The organism is Actinomyces sp., assembly GCF_030530635.1.
Classification (GTDB): domain Bacteria; phylum Actinomycetota; class Actinomycetes; order Actinomycetales; family Actinomycetaceae; genus Actinomyces.
Window position 1 is genome coordinate 1 of record NZ_JAUMUL010000076.1, and the last position, 15,272, is coordinate 15,272.

General features: G+C 66.9%; 15 protein-coding genes and 2 pseudogenes. 8 read left to right on the forward strand and 9 right to left on the reverse strand.

The genetic code is table 11. The features are described 5' to 3' along the window. Positions 1-439: M3 family metallopeptidase (locus Q4A20_RS13405; protein ID WP_303123709.1), on the forward strand; the 439-nt coding region annotated here is incomplete at its 5' end. Between the two features lie 54 nt (positions 440-493). Beyond that, positions 494-814: a DNA primase gene (locus Q4A20_RS13410; RefSeq protein WP_303123710.1), complete on the forward strand. Its 321-nt coding sequence runs from the start codon at positions 494-496 to the stop codon at positions 812-814. On the opposite strand, the gene Q4A20_RS13415 is transcribed toward Q4A20_RS13410, so the two are convergent. The 9 genes from Q4A20_RS13415 to Q4A20_RS13455 all read right to left on the reverse strand — a co-directional run bounded on the left by Q4A20_RS13415 (position 802) and on the right by Q4A20_RS13455 (position 9,087). Beyond that, entirely contained in the window at positions 802-1,488 is a 687-nt protein-coding gene (locus tag Q4A20_RS13415; protein WP_303123711.1) for an ABC transporter ATP-binding protein, read from the reverse strand. The genes Q4A20_RS13410 and Q4A20_RS13415 overlap by 13 nt on opposite strands. 1 nt (position 1,489) lies before the next feature. Beyond that, a complete protein-coding gene (locus Q4A20_RS13420) occupies positions 1,490-2,698 on the reverse strand; it encodes an ABC transporter permease (protein WP_303123712.1) in 1,209 nt (402 codons plus the stop codon). 14 nt (positions 2,699-2,712) lie between these two features. Next, entirely contained in the window at positions 2,713-3,912 is a 1,200-nt protein-coding gene (locus tag Q4A20_RS13425; protein WP_303123714.1) for an FtsX-like permease family protein, read from the reverse strand. Continuing rightward, the gene (locus Q4A20_RS13430; protein ID WP_303123716.1) at positions 3,909-4,685 is read right to left on the reverse strand and encodes a DUF6273 domain-containing protein; all 777 of its coding nucleotides are present in this window, start codon (positions 4,683-4,685) and stop codon (positions 3,909-3,911) included. Before Q4A20_RS13430 ends, Q4A20_RS13425 begins: the two co-directional genes overlap by 4 nt. 13 nt (positions 4,686-4,698) lie before the next feature. Then, positions 4,699-5,109, reverse strand: coding sequence for a DUF4418 family protein (locus Q4A20_RS13435; protein ID WP_303123718.1), 411 nt, complete (start codon positions 5,107-5,109; stop codon positions 4,699-4,701). 100 nt (positions 5,110-5,209) lie between these two features. Further along, positions 5,210-6,187: an aldo/keto reductase gene (locus Q4A20_RS13440; RefSeq protein WP_303123719.1), complete on the reverse strand. Its 978-nt coding sequence runs from the start codon at positions 6,185-6,187 to the stop codon at positions 5,210-5,212. Positions 6,188-6,289: 102 nt separating this feature from the next. Further along, a complete protein-coding gene (locus tag Q4A20_RS13445) occupies positions 6,290-6,511 on the reverse strand; it encodes a sulfurtransferase TusA family protein (RefSeq protein ID WP_303123720.1) in 222 nt (73 codons plus the stop codon). A gap of 54 nt (positions 6,512-6,565) precedes the next feature. Continuing rightward, positions 6,566-7,684, reverse strand: a complete 1,119-nt coding sequence (locus Q4A20_RS13450) for a YeeE/YedE family protein (protein ID WP_303123721.1) — start codon at positions 7,682-7,684, stop codon at positions 6,566-6,568. A gap of 467 nt (positions 7,685-8,151) precedes the next feature. Next, the gene (locus tag Q4A20_RS13455) at positions 8,152-9,087 is read right to left on the reverse strand and encodes a PD-(D/E)XK nuclease family protein (protein WP_303123722.1); all 936 of its coding nucleotides are present in this window, start codon (positions 9,085-9,087) and stop codon (positions 8,152-8,154) included. Between the two features lie 192 nt (positions 9,088-9,279). Between Q4A20_RS13455 and Q4A20_RS13460 the strand changes: the two genes are divergently transcribed. The 6 genes and pseudogenes from Q4A20_RS13460 to Q4A20_RS13485 form a co-directional block, all read left to right on the forward strand. Next, positions 9,280-10,773, forward strand: coding sequence for a sugar ABC transporter ATP-binding protein (locus Q4A20_RS13460; RefSeq protein ID WP_303123724.1), 1,494 nt, complete (start codon positions 9,280-9,282; stop codon positions 10,771-10,773). 3 nt (positions 10,774-10,776) lie between these two features. Then, positions 10,777-11,745: pseudogene (locus tag Q4A20_RS13465) on the forward strand (ABC transporter permease). A 38-nt stretch (positions 11,746-11,783) separates the two neighbouring features. Next, entirely contained in the window at positions 11,784-12,719 is a 936-nt protein-coding gene (locus Q4A20_RS13470) for a sugar ABC transporter substrate-binding protein (RefSeq protein WP_303123726.1), read from the forward strand. A 50-nt stretch (positions 12,720-12,769) separates the two neighbouring features. Further along, positions 12,770-13,885 carry a site-2 protease family protein gene (locus Q4A20_RS13475; RefSeq protein WP_303123728.1) on the forward strand — a complete coding sequence of 372 codons (1,116 nt, stop codon included), beginning with the start codon at positions 12,770-12,772 and terminating at the stop codon, positions 13,883-13,885. A 45-nt stretch (positions 13,886-13,930) separates the two neighbouring features. Then, positions 13,931-14,812, forward strand: a complete 882-nt coding sequence (locus tag Q4A20_RS13480; protein WP_303123730.1) for a bifunctional 2-polyprenyl-6-hydroxyphenol methylase/3-demethylubiquinol 3-O-methyltransferase UbiG — start codon at positions 13,931-13,933, stop codon at positions 14,810-14,812. A 345-nt stretch (positions 14,813-15,157) separates the two neighbouring features. Continuing rightward, positions 15,158-15,272, forward strand: a pseudogene (locus Q4A20_RS13485) (exodeoxyribonuclease III); the annotation flags it as partial.

Below are 15,272 nucleotides of genomic sequence, written 5' to 3' on the forward strand. Positions count from 1 at the left end.
CGCCACCACCGAGTACCTGGGGGCGGCCCTGCTCGACCAGGCCTGGCACACCCTGGAGCCGCAGGAGGTGCCCGACGACGTGAATGCGGTCGAGGCCTTCGAGCACGCCGCCCTGGCCGACGCCGGCATTGACGACGCCCTGGTCCCGCCCCGCTACCGCACCACCTACTTCGCCCACGTCTTCGGCGGCGGTTACGGGGCCGCCTACTACGCCTACATCTGGAGCGAAGTCATGGACGCCGACACCACCGAATGGTTCCGCACCGACGGCGAGGGCGGACGCGGTGGCGACCTTGGACTCAACCGTGAGGCCGGGGAGCGTTTCCGCCGTGAGTTCCTCTCCCGAGGGGATTCCCGCGACCCGATCGTCTCCTACCGCGCCTACCGTGGTCGCGACCCGGAGATCACCCCGCTGCTTAAACGCCGCGGGCTCAAATAGTTCGCTGTTCGGCCACCGGGTGCGCCGCAGGGCTGAGCCGGTATCCTTGCCCACATGACGAACGACCCGCGGTCAGCGCTCAACCGACTCATCGCCGCCTTCGAGGCGCATCTGGACGCCGCCGCGACGGGCGATGAGGCCTCCCCGGCCGTCGTCGCCGCGGAGGATGCCCTTCAGGACGCCTTCTTCACCTACGACGACGCCCTGTTCACCGCTTACGGCATCGAGTTGCCCTTCGACACCTTCGACACCGATGACGATGAAGTCGAGGACGATGAACATGTCGACGACGACTACGAGGACGTAGACGAGGACGATTACGACGACTATGACGATCGGGAACTGGAGGATGCCGAGGATGACTACGAGGCCTGAGCGACTCGGGGGGATAGCCTTCCAGCGTCCATGCTGAAGGCGCGATCCGCGAAACGGTCCGCCTCAATCTCGTGCGTCACCACCAGCACCGTCGCCCCGGCGTCCGCGGCACTGCGCAGCAACTTCAGTACGGCCACTGTGTTCTCCTCGTCCAGGCCGGCGGTCGGCTCGTCGGCTAGCACGATCTGCGGACGCAGCAGCAGGGCGCGGGCAACAGCCATGCGCCGCAGTTCGCCGCCTGACAGTTCGCTGGGCCTGGTGTCCTTCAGCTCGGCGATCCCGACGCACTCGAGCAACTCCTCAGCCCGCCGCTGCGGCGGCGTCTCACTGCGGTACAGGATCGCCGGCAATAACACATTCTCCAGTACGGTCAGGGCGCGCAGCGCCGTGTGACCCTGCGGGATCAGGCCGATGCATTCGTTGCGTAGCCGCGAGCTCTCCGCCTCGCCCAGGGCAAACAGATTCTCCCCATTCACCGTGACGCTACCGGTGGAGGGGGACAGCATCCCAGCCAGCAGGTTCAGCAGAGTGCTCTTGCCGCTGCCGGAGCGCCCCGCGACCACCGCGAGTGTCCCCGCATCCAGTTCCAGGTCCAGCGGGTGCACCGCGGTGAAGGTCCGGCCGCGCCGGCCGCGCGTAAAGTCTTTACCCAGTCCCCGGGCCTCCAACACCATTTCACTCACTCTCCTTCAGCAACAGGCTCGCATCCAGCCGACTCACAGTCCTGACCGCGACCCAGGAGGAGCCGGCGGCAGCGACCAGCGCCAAGACCAGAGAAAGAGCCGCCAGCATGGCCAACATCCCCACCCCGGGCCGCACCAGGCCCACGCCGAGGCTCTGACCCACCAGGCCCTCGAAGGAACCCAGCAGCACGCCTGTGACGACGACGCCCAATAGGCCGCCCGCGAGGTTCACGGCAACGGCCTCCCGCACCATGATGTGCACGATTGTGCGCCGCGTCGCGCCCATGACCATCAGCGCGGCAAACTCGCGCCTGCGTTCGTTGAGCAGCATGCCGAAGAGCAGCACGGTCATCACCAGCCCGATCACCCACACAACGCCCGCGAACACGCCTACCGTGCGAGATATTTCGCGGACGCTGTCGGCGATGCCCGCTAGCATGCCGGCTGAGGTGGCCACGCTGACGCCGTCGACCCGGTCCGCAATGTCCGCGGCCACGGCTTCGGCGTCATGATCGGCCGCGACCCGGACCAGTACGGAGGAAATCACCTCATCGGTGTCGACATCGCCGTATTTGTTCAATCCTTTGGATATGGAGGAGGCGATGAGCACCTTGGCGGTGTCGAAGTCGGTGTAGATGGCGTTGTCGAGGGTGGAGCCGGTGGCGGAGAACCGGCCCACCACGCGGCAGTCGTTGTCGAACAGGCGGAAGACGTCTCCGCCGCCGGCCGTCACATTACTGCCGACAACGAGATCCAGTGCGCCCAGGTCGGCGCCGGTGAGGGTGTCGGCGATCCAGGGCTGGATGACGAAGTCGGTGTCCGGGTCGAAGGCGATGATCTGGTAGCGGCCCGAACAGCAACTCGTCCGGGCCGACGCCAGGAACAACTGCGGCGAAGCCGCCTCCACCCCGGGTACCTTCGCCACCGCGTCGAGTGTGCTCACCGGCATGTAGAAGTACCCCGGGTTCGCCTGCACCAGAACGGATTGAGCATCGAACTCGTCTGCGGCGTCGGCGGGGGTCACCAGGATGTCCGCCCCCAGGCGGGACCGGGTGGTGTCCAGGCCCTGCCGGACGCCCTGGATCAGCAGGGTGCCCCCGAAGACGGCGATCGCCATCAGCATCGAGAACAGCACCAGCGCCGTCGTCCGGGCGGGATAACCGCGCAGGTTGAGCCACGGCAGTCTTCTCAGCGAAAGCACGTCCCCTCCTTCCCTCACTCCATCAGCAGCATTTGCCGGCCGTCCCCACGCAGGGAGCGCCCGGTCATCAACCATGCGCTCAGCACCCCGAGGCAGACAGAAACCAGCAGGGTCAGCCCGGCGGCCGGCAGCATACGCGATGGCGTTGCCGCGCCGTCGGCCAGTAAATCGCTGCCAATACCGGCGAGCAGCGGCGCGGCCACCGCCACCCCGGCCAAGGCACCGACCGCGTGGACGAGCGCCGCCTCCCCGGCCATGACGCGGCCGATCATGCGGTGCGAGGCACCGACGACCTGCCACACGTACAACTCGGCTCTGCGCTCACGCATGAGCAGCCTTTGAACGATGACGAGAGCGGCCAACAGGAGCAACCAGGCGCATCCGGTGGCAGCCACGATAACGGCGGTGTGCCCGCCAATCCCGGAGGCGGTGGCGGTCAGGGACGCGTCGGCGCCTACCGCGGTAACCTTGCGCACATAGATGTTGATCCAGGCGGTCACCGCCTCCACATCCTCCCGGTCCTGCACTTGTAGCAGAGCCGCGGAGTAGTCGCGTTGCGGGTCGACATCGGCGTAGGCGTCCACACCTGCGGCGAGCGAGTCGTCGATCACCTCGCCCAGGACTTCCAGACTGACGAAGACGGCAGTGTCCAATTCGGAGCCGGTCGGTAGCAGGTGCGCGGCCACGGTCCGTGGCCGCCCAAACAGCTCCACCGTCTGCGAGTCCGGACCGGCCGGTGTCGCCTCCACCCCGGAGCCGACGGCGACGCCATCGCCCAGTTCGCAGTCGGGGCCCTCGGCCAGCCATGGGGAGATGACGAAGTCGGTGTCGGGGTCGAAGCCGACGATCCACAGTTGCTGCCCGTCCGCGCGGGTGTCGGACAGATACAGCTGGTAGGACACGGCGGCGATGTCGTCGTTGTCGTCCAGACGGGAGAGCGTGGAGCGCGGCCGGTATACCTGAACCGGGGTGCCTTGCATGAGTAGCTGATCCTGGTGGAGGTGGTTCATGGCTGCGGTCGGGTATACCAGCACGTTAGCGCCCAGCCGCTGCTCGGCCAGCGCCGCCTGCTGCCGCAGGCCCTGCACCAGCAGCAGACCGCTGAACACGCAGGCGGCCTGTGCGAAGACCAGGGCCAGCAGAATCGCCGTGCGAGCCGGATGGGCGCGCAGACTCAGGCAGGGAAGGTGCCACAAAGTGAGCCGACGTTTCACGGTGCGCCGTCACCGGCCTCGGAGACATCCAGCCACAGGGCGGGACGCACCCCATATTCGGCATCCACGTAGGCGCCGGACACGGCGGTCTCCCCGTTGGTCCGTACGTATTGGGCCGTGTACTCGTAACCGCCCGGTGAACGCAACCACCAGTCCGCCAGCCCCTCCTCATCCACGTGCAGTGTTCCGGTGGCGGCATACGTGGAGACGGCCGCTCTGCCGAAGTAGTCGCGGTCAGCGTCGTCATGCAGGTAAATGAGCGCCTCGGTCTGGCTGAGGACGAAGACGCGGTCGGTGGTGTCTTGCCCGCCGCTGATACCGACAATGCTCTGGTCGTCGTTACGCAGCTGTGCGGGACTGATGAGTTGCTGTTCGGCAGCGGTGAAGGCGGTGTCCAAGAAGGCGTCGTTCAGCCAGCGGCGCAGGTCGCTGTGCTCCCAGGTGACGGCGGCGAAGGACTCGGCGTTATAGGGGCGGGAGGCCAGGCAGTCCACGCTGAGCAGGAGCAGTCGGTTATCGAGCCGATCGAGAACGAACCACTGGATCGGCTCGGCGCCATCAGCCGCGTCGCCATCCTGCTCGTAGACGCCTAGCTCGATCACCTCGCCCTTAGTGGCGCTCCGGTAGGCAAGAGCCGGGTCGGCGGCCACCGCCTCCCGGTGACTTGTCCGCCGCTGGTGAGCCACAACCGCCAGGCCCGCAACGGCTGCGAGTACGAGCACCGTCGTCGCGAGTGCAACGATCCTGAGAGTAAAGGAGGGGGCGGTGGGCATGGGCGGGAGTCGGTCAGGCGGTTCCACGCCGACGCCAGGAGACCAACAGGGTGAGCAGGCCGGAACCGGCGATCAGCGCCGTCATGATCCGGACGAAAGGCTGGAAGACCGTGTAGCAGCGCATGGTACGCAGCATGCACATGGGGCAGATGGCCCCCGGAATGAAGAATACGACGACGGCTCCGATTACGCCGACGGCCTGCAGCCCGATCCGTGCGGCCCGAGACGGCACGAAGGCGGCGGCACCGAACAGTACGGCGAGTGCGCCCGCGCCGGCGGCAACCGCGTTCTGACAGTCGTGGCAACGCATCCAAGAGCCGTCGTCCTTCGGCCCGCAGGCGGAGAAGACCGTCAGCACGCCGAGGAGCAGCAGCAGACCAAGCGCCGCCGGGAGCAGTGATACCACGATGTTCTTCTTGCGCACGGGCAGTCCTCTTCTCCTTGCATCCGGTGACCGCGACCGCCGCCAGATTAGGTTGCTTTAACCTATCCGTCAAAAGGTGGTCGATTACGGAGGCAGATGCTCAAAAACGCTCCGGATAGCCGATCTCAGGCGCCGTCACTTCGTTCAGGGCGTGCCGGATCTGTACGGGCAGGACCAAGTCCTCTGCCGCCAGGGCGCCGTGCAGCTGCCCAGGGGTGCGGGCCCCCACAATGGTGGCGGCGATCCCGGCGGCGTCGCGGGCCCACGCCAGGGCCACCTCTACGGGCTTGCGGTCCAGGCCGACGGCGGCCGTGGCCACGGCCTCCACAATGCCCTGATGTCGCTCACCCAGGTAGGGGGCCACGTAGGAGCGTAGGTGCGGGGAGGCGCCCCGTGAGTCCGGGGGAGTGGTGGCACGGTACTTGCCGGTCAGTACTCCACGGCCCAGCGGTGCATAACCGACGACGCCGAAGCCGAGTCCGTCCGCGGCCGGCAGCAACTCACGCTCAATACCCCGCGACAGCAGTGAGTGCTCCACCTCCACCGCGGCCATGCCCGGACCACCGGCCTCGCGTAGCAGAGCGGCCACGTGCACGCTCGCCCAGGCCGGGTGATTCGACACGCCCACATACCGGGTGCGACCGGTGGCCACCGCGGTGCGCAGGGCATCGGCTGTCTCTTCGAAGGGCGTGATTCCGTCGGGCACCTGTACCAGCCACAGGTCCAAATGGTCGGTGCCCAGACGGGCCAGGGAGTCGTCCAGCGTGTCCAGGAGGGTACCGCGGGAGGCGTCGGCGGCGGTCGAGCGTGCACCGGTGCGCCAGGTGCGCACGCCCGCCTTGGACACCAGCACCACGTCGCGCCGATCGACGGCGCCGGCCAGCAATCCCCCGATAACCTCCTCCGAGGCGCCCTCGCAGTATGAGGCGGCCGTATCCACCAGGGTGCCTCCGGCGTCGAGAAAGATCTCCAGCTGGTCCTTGGCCTCGATCTCATCGGTGTCGCGTCCCCAGGTCATGGTGCCCAGACCGACCGTTGAGACGCGTAGCCCGGTCCGCCCGAGCCTCCTGTGTTCCATGGGGTCAACCGTATACGGACTGCGCCGGGCCCAACCGGGCGGATGGTGACGGCGCGCCCCGCCTCTCGCCGTCGGCACTCGGGGCGAGAGGCGGGGCGGGGACTACTTGCGGACGGTGATGCTCCAGGAGGCATCACCGGTCTTGGTGAACTCCGTGACGGTGTAGCCGTTATCCGCCGCCCAGGCGGGCAGCGACTGGGTGCCCTGGGTGCAGTCGAAGGCGATGACGAGTTCATCACCGGTGGCCAAAGAGTCCATCGCCTCCTCGGCCTCCATTACGGGGAAGGGGCAGACGAGTCCCTCGGTCTCCAACACGGTGCGCATGACGGGTTCCTTTCTATGGGTTCAATGGCAGAGATCGATTGACACGGGGTGGTGTCAGCGTGTCGTCGCGGGCGTGCTCGCGGCCTCGGATACACTCCGCGGCTCGGAGGCGGTCGCTGCCGCCGCGGCGCGGGCGGCACGCCTGCGGTTGCGTGGACGAATGAGAGTTACGTAGGCGGCCGCGCCAACACCGAGTACCTGGAATACGAGCGCGGTCCAACCCTGCCAGGAGAGCAGGGAGGTCTGCACCAGGGCATTACCGATGGAGCAGCCGCCGGCCCACGCGGCACCCACACCCATGAGCAGTCCACCCGCGATCGAGCGGCGTATCACAGTTGCAGAGGGGACGCGGACCCGGAACTCCCCCGAGGCGCGCGCGCTGAGATGAGAGCCGATGAGAATCCCCAGCACCAGCAGCACACCCCAGTCGAGTCGGCTGCCGTCCCCAGTCACCAACCAGCCGACAAGATTGGATGACGGCGTGGTGATCCCCAGCCCGTCGTGGCGCCCGCTGGCCCAGGAGGTCGGCCAGGCGATGATCGCCACCAGTCCGACGAGCACTCCTGTGGCCAGTGGGCTCCAGGAACGCTCGAACAACAGGTGGTTCAGACCCGTACGCCGGGCATCCAACTGGGCGGTGACGGGCCGGCTCGCAGCGAGCAGGCGCTGCCGGCGCACGAGTAGAGCGACGCCAGCGGCCAGCAGCAGCACGCCGACCCAATCGGGCAGGCCGAAGGTGGCGGGGATCGTGGTCAGCTCCGTGGCCCACAGGCCCTTGACCCATGTGGTCAACGGCTCCAGGACGCCCGTCTTCGAGGCGGCCGCGGTGACGGCATAGGCGATGAGTGCGAACCAGGATCCCACCAGGCCCTCACCGGCACGGTAGTAGGTTCCGGTGGCGCAGCCCCCGGCCAGCACAATGCCGACGCCGAACAGCAGGGAGCCGGCCGCGGTCGCCACCACTGACAAAGTCGGCACCTCCGGGGTGATGGCGCCGGTGGACGTCAACAGGGTCACGCCGACAGCCTGGACGGCGACGGCCAGGAGGAAGGCGGTCATCCAGCGCCAGGAGCCGGAGACCCAGAGGTCCCGGAAGGCGCCGGTGATGCAGAAGCGGCCGCGTTGGAGGATGAGTCCGAGCACGCCGCCGACGAGTAGTCCGGTGAGAATCATTGGAGGTCCTTTGTCCGACTGCCGGAACCGCGCCAAGAGCGGTCCGGTGAAATGTGATCTAAGGACGCGGGCGGGGTGCTGCTCCGGCGCGATGGTGCGCCGTCGGCCGCAGACATGGCCCACCCGCGATCGTGGGGTTGGGCAATGACCTGACCAGGGCTGCCCACCGGTGCATGCCGTTGTACCGGAGGGCCGGGGAGGATGCAGGGGCCGGGTACCCGTACTTGCGTGTACCGGGGTGCTGCTGCGTCAGTGAGCCCTGGCCAGGTCGAGCATGCAACAACACGCTCCGCGGCGGGCGCGGAGGTTGTGGGCTGCGATCTGGGAGCTCATGAGTTCGTCTTCCGTACAGGGTGGGAGGTGATTCCAGGCGATGACCGGCCTTGCCGGTGACCGTGGTCGCGATGCTAAGCACGACGTGGGGCCGCATGCCAAAGGCGTACCACTTTGCGAGACGCCCGGGTGAGTCAGGCCTGGGTCGCCGACGTAGGCCTGGCGGTCAGCAGCCGAGCGACGCCGTCGGCAGGCAGCTCGGGGGTGACCCCGCCGAACAAGGGGCACAGGGCCTGATATGCGCACCAGTCGCACAACCGGGTGCGGTGCGGAGGGAACTCACCCACAGCGGCGCAGTCCTCCACCTCGTCCCAGATGCGAGCGAGTTTGGTCTCGGTGCTCTCCAACTCCGGCAGACGCGGATCGTGAGTGAGGGTGCGGCCATCCTTCAAGTAGACGATTTGAAGGCGGGCCGGTGCGCGGCCACGCAGGCGCCAGAGCACCAGGGCGTAGAAGCGCATCTGAAACAGGGCCTCCTCCTGGAAGCGCGGGCCGGGGGAGCGGCCGGTCTTGTAATCCACTACGCGCATGGCGCCGTTCGGGGCCACGTCCAGGCGGTCGATGAAGCCGCGCAGCAGCAGACCGTCGCGCGTCTCCGTCTGCACGAACAGTTCCCTTTCGGCCGGTTCCAGGCGCTTGGGGTTCTCCATCTGGAAGTAGGCGGCAATCAACTCGCGGGCCTCATCCAGCCAGGGGCCGACTTGGGCGGGGTCGTCGAACAGGTCCATCACCACCGGGTTCTTCTCCCGATGTGCCTCCCACTGGTCGGGAAGCATGTCCAGGGCGGCCTCCCGGGTGCGTGAATGGGCCGGCAAGTCATACAGGCTCTCCAGGATCGCGTGCACGAGCGTGCCCTTATGGGTGGCCAGGGAGCCGGGCTCCGGGATGCGGTCAACCGTCCGCAGCCGGAACAGCAGCGGGCACTGCATGAAGTCCTTCGCTCGCGAGGGCGACAGTGCCGTGCGCGCCGAGCCCCGACGACGGCCGCTACCGCCGGGGCCGGTGGGGCGGGCGCCGACAGCGGGGCCTGCGGCGGGTACCGCGTCGGGACGGTTCTGGTGCTCACTCACGGGACTGAACCTACCGCGGTCCGGTGACGTGGACGGCGCCGGAGCTGCCCGCTGTCCACAGTCAGGTGCCAAGGCCATGCGTCAACACCTCCTGTGGATGGCGGCGTTCTACATCCCAGACTGCCCATTGACTGGACAATGATTATCGCCCTAGGCTTCAGGTCACAGAATCGTCTACGCAAAGGAGCGGTTATGGGCGAGGCGGTGCTTGAGGCGCAGGCAGTAAGTAAGTCCTTCGCCGGCATCAAGGTGCTCGACGACGTGTCCCTTGATGTGCGCAGTGGTGAGGTGCACGCCCTGATGGGTGAGAACGGGGCCGGCAAGTCCACGCTCATGCGGATCCTCGCCGGTGTTCTGCACGCCGACGCCGGTCGGATCCTGGTTGATGAGCAGCCGGTTCGGATCGACTCGCCCCGCCGCGCCATGGACCACGGCATCGCGATGATCCATCAGGAGCTCAACCCGGTGCTGGACATGCGCGTGTACGAGAACATCTTCATCGGACGTGAACCCCGGGGCCGCCTGGGGCTGGCCGACCTGCGCCGCATGCGCCGGGAGGCCGTCAGGCTGCTTGACGCCATGGACGTGAAATTGCCCGTGGACGCCTACATGCGCGACCTGTCCGTCGCCCAGTGTCAGCAGGTGGAGATCGCCAAGGCGCTGTCAGTGCAGGCGCGCATAGTCATCATGGACGAGCCCACCTCTGCGATCACCGACGATGACGCGGAGAGCCTGTTCTCGCAAATCCGGCGCCTACGTGATGCGGGCACGGGTATCATTTACATCTCCCACAAGATGGAGGAGATCTTCCGCATCGCGGACCGCATCACGGTGCTGCGGGATGGCGCGCACGTGATCACCGGGCCGGCCACGGAATTCAACGAGCAGACCCTGATCAGGGCGATGGTCGGCAGGAGCATCGACGACGCCTTCCCCAAGCGGGAAGTGCCGGTGGGAGAGCCGGCCTTCGAAGTGCGGCACTGGAGTGTTCCCGACCACGTTCGCGATGTCAGTCTGACGCTGCGCCGCGGGGAGATCCTCGGCATCGGCGGGCTCGTGGGCGCGGGCAGGTCCGAGCTGGTCGAGTCGCTGTTCGGATTCGGCCGACACCGCGAGGGCACCGTGTTGCGCGACGGCGTAGAAGTCAAGCTGCGTCGTCCCGCCGACGCCATCGGGCGCGGAATCGCCCTGATCACCGAGGACCGCAAGCGCACCGGCCTCAATCTGGCCGGCACAGTGCTGGAGAACGTCACCTTGCCGTCCCTGGGACGGCTGTTCGCCGGCGGTCTGATAAGACCCCGGAAGGAGCGCCGGACCGTGACTCATTACATGCAGTCTCTGCGGGTCAAGGCGACCTCGCCGAACCAGTACGTCGCCGAGCTGTCAGGCGGTAACCAGCAGAAGGTCGTACTGGCCAAGTGGATGTTGACCGAGCCCGACGTAGTCGTCTTCGACGAGCCGACCCGCGGTATCGACGTCGGCGCCAAACGCGATATCTACGAGCTCATCGGTGATCTGGTCGAGCAGGGGAAGGCCGTCATCCTGATCTCTTCGGAGATGGGGGAGCTGATCGGGCTCAGCGATCGGATCATGGTTCTGGCGGAGGGGCGCTGCACCGGGACGCTGGAACGCTCCGAATTCTCTCAGGAGGCGGTTATGGCGCTCGCCTCGCGATTCGAAGGATGAATCATGAATGCCGTAGTACCCATAGTACAGAGAGTGAAGGCCTGGTCCGTCCGCGACGCGGGCATCCTGCTGGTATTTCTGGCCCTGGTGCTCGCGCTGTGGCTGGTGTCTCCCGAGCATCATTTTCTCAGCGTGAACAACGTGCTGCTGATCCTCGTTCAGACCACGATCAACGGCATCCTCGCGATGGGCATGATGTTCGTCATCATCTCCGGGGAGATCGACCTGTCCGTCGGCTCGACCATCGGTCTGTCCGGGGTGGTCGCCGCCATGCTCGCCCACCCCGGCGAATACCCCGTCATCGTGCCGATACTGGCCGCACTCGGCGTCGGTGCGCTGGTGGGCCTGCTCAACGGAATCGGTGTTGCCTACGGGGCGATCCCCTCATTCATCGTCACCCTGGGCACCATGACCGCCGTGCGCGGGCTGGCCCTGATCGTCTCCGGCGGCGCCCCGATCTTCAACGTCTCCGAGGCGTTCGAGAACGTCGCCAGCGCCAGGATCGGACGCTTCCCCGTGATGGCGATCTATCTCCTGATCGTCTTCGTGTTGTGTGCCTTCGTGCTGCGCCGGACGGTGTACGGCCGGAGGGTGTAAGCCGTCGGCGGCAATCCGGTGGCCGCAGAGGTCTCCGGCGTCAATGTTCGACGCTCGAAGGTATCGGTCTTCGTCATTGCCGGCCTGCTGGCGGGCCTGTGCGGCGTGCTGCTCGCCTCACGCACCATCAGCGGCGCCCCCACTGCGGGCGAGTCCTACGAGCTGGACGCGATCGCCGCAGTAGTGATCGGCGGAGTGTCCATGTCAGGCGGCCGCGGCCGGGCATCGGGAGTGCTGATTGGCGCACTGATGATCGCGGTGATCGCCAATGGCCTCGACATCCTCGGGATCGACGCGAACTTCCAGCGGTTGGTCAAGGGCGCCATCATCGTGGCCGCAGTGCTGTTGGACGTCAAGGCAAGGCGGCGCAGGTGACCGGCGGGGACGGGCCAATAACTGCAGGAGGAGGGAATATGAAACGCGTGCTGGCAACAGTCGGCGCCCTGATCATGGCCGCGTCCATGCTTTCGGCGTGCTCACTGGGAGCAACCGACGGACGTCCTCGGATCGCACTGGTGATGAGCCACATGACCAACTCGTTCACCACCACGGTAGCGGGCGCCGCCGTTGAGGAGGGTGATCGCCTCGGGCTCTCGGTCACCGTCTTCGACGGCAAGAGTGATGCCGCCACGCAGATCAGTCAGATCGAGTCAGCGGTGGCCCAGGGATATGCCGGCATCCTGGTCGAGCCCGTCTCGAAGGAGGGGATCGCCCCCGGCCTCAAGGCGGCCAATGAGGCGGAGATCCCGATCGCCACCATCGTGCAGCAGGCCGAACAACAGGACCGGGCCGCCGCCTACATCGGTGGTGACGACACCGCCGCGGGCAAACTGCAAATGGAGAAAGTCATTGAGGCGATCGGTGAACAGGGCCAGGTCGCCGTCCTGTACGGCCCCATGGGCTCCGACGGACAGTTGCAGCGCAAGGCGGGCTACGACGCGGTACTGGCCGAGCACCCGGGGGTGAGCATCGTTCTTGAGCAGACCGCCAACTGGGATACGGCCGAGGCCCTGACCGTAACCGAGAACTGGCTGTCCACCGGCACACGGATCGACGCGATCGTCGCGCAGAACGACTCGATGGCACTGGGGGCGCTCAAGGCCCTGACGAATGCCGGGAGGGGCGACGATGTGCACGTATCCGGCGTGGACGCGACCGATGACGGGGTCGCCTCCATCAGTAACGGCGGCATGGCGGGAACCGTCTCACAGGACACCGCCGGTATCGGAGCGCTCGCAGTCGACGTCATGGACCGGCTCATCAAGGGCGAGAAGGTGGATGTCGTCAACTACACCGAGGCGGTGTGGATCACGGCTGAGAATGCGGACACCCTGAACTCCGACGGCTGAACACCGCTGCCGGTGAGGGGACTCTCGGCGTGCGCCGTTAAGGTCGGGGCATGACCGCTTCAACCGCCCGACGCCGGTCGGAGTCCTGGACGCTGTTCACGCTCGGCGGCGCTCCTGTTGTCGTCGCCCCGACCTCGCTGCTGCTCGGTCTGATCATCGCCGGCAGCTGGTATCCAGTGATGCTGGCGCTGCTGGACGGCGAGGACTTTGCCACGGTAGTGGGTATCGTGGTGGCTGCAGTGCTCGGAGTCGGAGTGAGCATCCTGGTGCATGAACTGGCCCACGGTGCGGCGGGCACGCTGCTGGGGCGTCGGCCGGTGCGTTACGAGCTGTACCTTTGGGGCGGGCGCACCACCTTCGGTCCCTCCGACCGGTGGCGTCCTTGGAAGGATGTGATCACCTCCCTGGCTGGGCCGGCCGCGAACCTGGTTCTGGGGATCGCCGGAACCAGCATGCTCAGCCGGATCGCATCCGAACCGCTCTATGTCTGGCTGTGGGTCGTCAGTTGGGTCAACCTCGCCCTCGCCATCTTCAATGCTCTGCCGGGACTGCCGCTTGACGGCGGGCATGCGCTCAGCGCCCTCGTCGAGCAGTTGACAGGCAGACGCCGGCTGGGACAGCGGGTGGCCGCCGTCGGCGGCCTGGCGGTGGTGGCGGGGATAGCCTGGCGCTGGATCCTGACACCGCTGCTGGCGGGAAGACGGCCCGAGTCCTTCAGTCTGATACTGGCTGCCATGGTCGCCTGGCCCATCGCCGCCACCTCCTGGAGGGCACTCGGACTGGGGCGGGGTACTCGCGCCGCCGCCCGGCTCGACCTGCGCGCCCTGACCCGGCCGGTCGCCGTCGTCGACGTCGAAACACCTCTGGTCGTTGCGCGTGAGCAGCTCGACGCCGGAGCGGGGCTGGTGCTCGTGGCCGACGGCGCGCGGATTCTGGGCATGCTAGACGGTCCCGCCCTGGCCGAGCTGGAGCGATCCGGCCTTCCAGACGACGACGCCGTCACCGTCGGCCAGGTCTGTACTGTGCTGCCGGCGGCCGCCGTCACCACACAGATGACCGGGCAACCGGCCGCCGACGCCCTGGCCAGGGCGCGTACGGTCTCCCGGTGGCTGGTGCTGGTGGAGGGTGGGCGCGCCACCGGCGCCGTCCCCACCGGCGCCCGCTGACTCGACGGAGCCCGATGCGCGGAGCGGGCATGGGACACTGGCGCCATGAATGACGCCGTCCGGGCCGCCTTGGCCGATCATGCCGGTCGCTTCTCCGACAACCGTGCCAACTGGGATGACCGTGCGGCCCTTCACGAGGCCAGCGGCTACGGCATTGATGAACTGCTCGCCTCCCCGACCGCCATCACCGCGGAGATCGCCCCGGACCGCGAGCGCCTGGGCGACCTGAACGGATTGGACGTAGTTCACCTGCAATGCCATCTCGGTCTGGACACGGTGAGCCTGGCCCGTCTGGGCGCCCGCCGGGTGGTGGGGCTAGACCTGTCGGGGGAATCCCTGTGCCGCGCTAGGTCCATTGCCGAGCGCGCCGGCGTCGACATCGACTTCGTGCAGGCCAATGTCTATGACGCCCGTCAGGCGCTTACGGGAGACTTCGACCTCGTGTACACCTCTCTGGGGGTGCTGTGCTGGCTGCCCGACGTGGCGGCCTGGGCCCGCGTGGTCGCCTCGCTGCTGCGGCCCGGGGGCCGCCTGGTGTTGCGCGACGACCACCCTGTGCTGCAGGCGGTGGGGGACGACACCACCCACGGCCTGACGCTTCACGAGCCCTACTTCCAACGCACTGAACCCATGACTTGGGAGGACGAGGGCTCCTACGTCGCCGCCGCCGATGGGTCGCCCACCATCACCCATACGGTCAGCCACCAGTGGAATCACGGCGTAGGCGAGATCCTCACCGCGCTGCTCGAAGCCGGTCTGGTCATCGACGAGGTGACCGAGACCCGTTTCTCCGCCTGGTGCCGCTGGCCCGAGCTCATGGAACGAGACGTGGAGGGCTACCGCTTCAGCGATCCGGCGCTGCGGGACCGGCTTCCGCTTCAGCTCGCCGTGGTGGCCCACTTGCCGGAACAAACCGGAGGTCAGTGACTCCGGCGCCAGAGCCTCCTGCCAGGCGGTAGTCCCAGTTGCCGTAGCCGGTCGGGGTCAGGTCTGGTGTGAGTGGATCACCACGAAAGTCTCCAGTGACCTAAGCCACCGTCATATATGCGTATCAGGGACCGTGGTCGTCATCATGCGCCCTCGAGTGATTGGTCTGATTTTGCCGGTCATTCACCGTTATTACCGCGCGTAAAAGTAGGCAGTATCCTAATATTGACTGAATTGCCGCAATTGCTACTGGAGCCATTATGGGAATGGTATTAGAAAATGCCGCTTGATCCATAGATGCTATTGATTAGTTGAAGCATATGATGTCCAGTGTGATCACTGTGTATGCGCATCGACTTCGTCTACGGTTCGGAGACCTTCGCGGCGCGCGTGCGCGCCGCCACGATCGACCGGGACGAGCGCAAGGGCAAGGGCCCCAGCGATCACGTGCCCGTCGTCG

Excerpts from the sequence above, each read along its gene's own strand:
- Q4A20_RS13440 (WP_303123719.1), bottom strand. The coding sequence starts at position 6,187 with ATGGAACACAGGAGGCTCGGGCGGACCGGGCTACGCGTCTCAACGGTC.
- Q4A20_RS13410 (WP_303123710.1), top strand. The coding sequence starts at position 494 with ATGACGAACGACCCGCGGTCAGCGCTCAACCGACTCATCGCCGCCTTC.
- Q4A20_RS13470 (WP_303123726.1), top strand. The coding sequence starts at position 11,784 with ATGAAACGCGTGCTGGCAACAGTCGGCGCCCTGATCATGGCCGCGTCC.
- Q4A20_RS13475 (WP_303123728.1), top strand. The coding sequence starts at position 12,770 with ATGACCGCTTCAACCGCCCGACGCCGGTCGGAGTCCTGGACGCTGTTC.
- Q4A20_RS13445 (WP_303123720.1), bottom strand. The coding sequence starts at position 6,511 with ATGCGCACCGTGTTGGAGACCGAGGGACTCGTCTGCCCCTTCCCCGTA.
- Q4A20_RS13430 (WP_303123716.1), bottom strand. The coding sequence starts at position 4,685 with ATGCCCACCGCCCCCTCCTTTACTCTCAGGATCGTTGCACTCGCGACG.
- Q4A20_RS13415 (WP_303123711.1), bottom strand. The coding sequence starts at position 1,488 with ATGGTGTTGGAGGCCCGGGGACTGGGTAAAGACTTTACGCGCGGCCGG.
- Q4A20_RS13480 (WP_303123730.1), top strand. The coding sequence starts at position 13,931 with ATGAATGACGCCGTCCGGGCCGCCTTGGCCGATCATGCCGGTCGCTTC.
- Q4A20_RS13460 (WP_303123724.1), top strand. The coding sequence starts at position 9,280 with ATGGGCGAGGCGGTGCTTGAGGCGCAGGCAGTAAGTAAGTCCTTCGCC.
- Q4A20_RS13450 (WP_303123721.1), bottom strand. The coding sequence starts at position 7,684 with ATGATTCTCACCGGACTACTCGTCGGCGGCGTGCTCGGACTCATCCTC.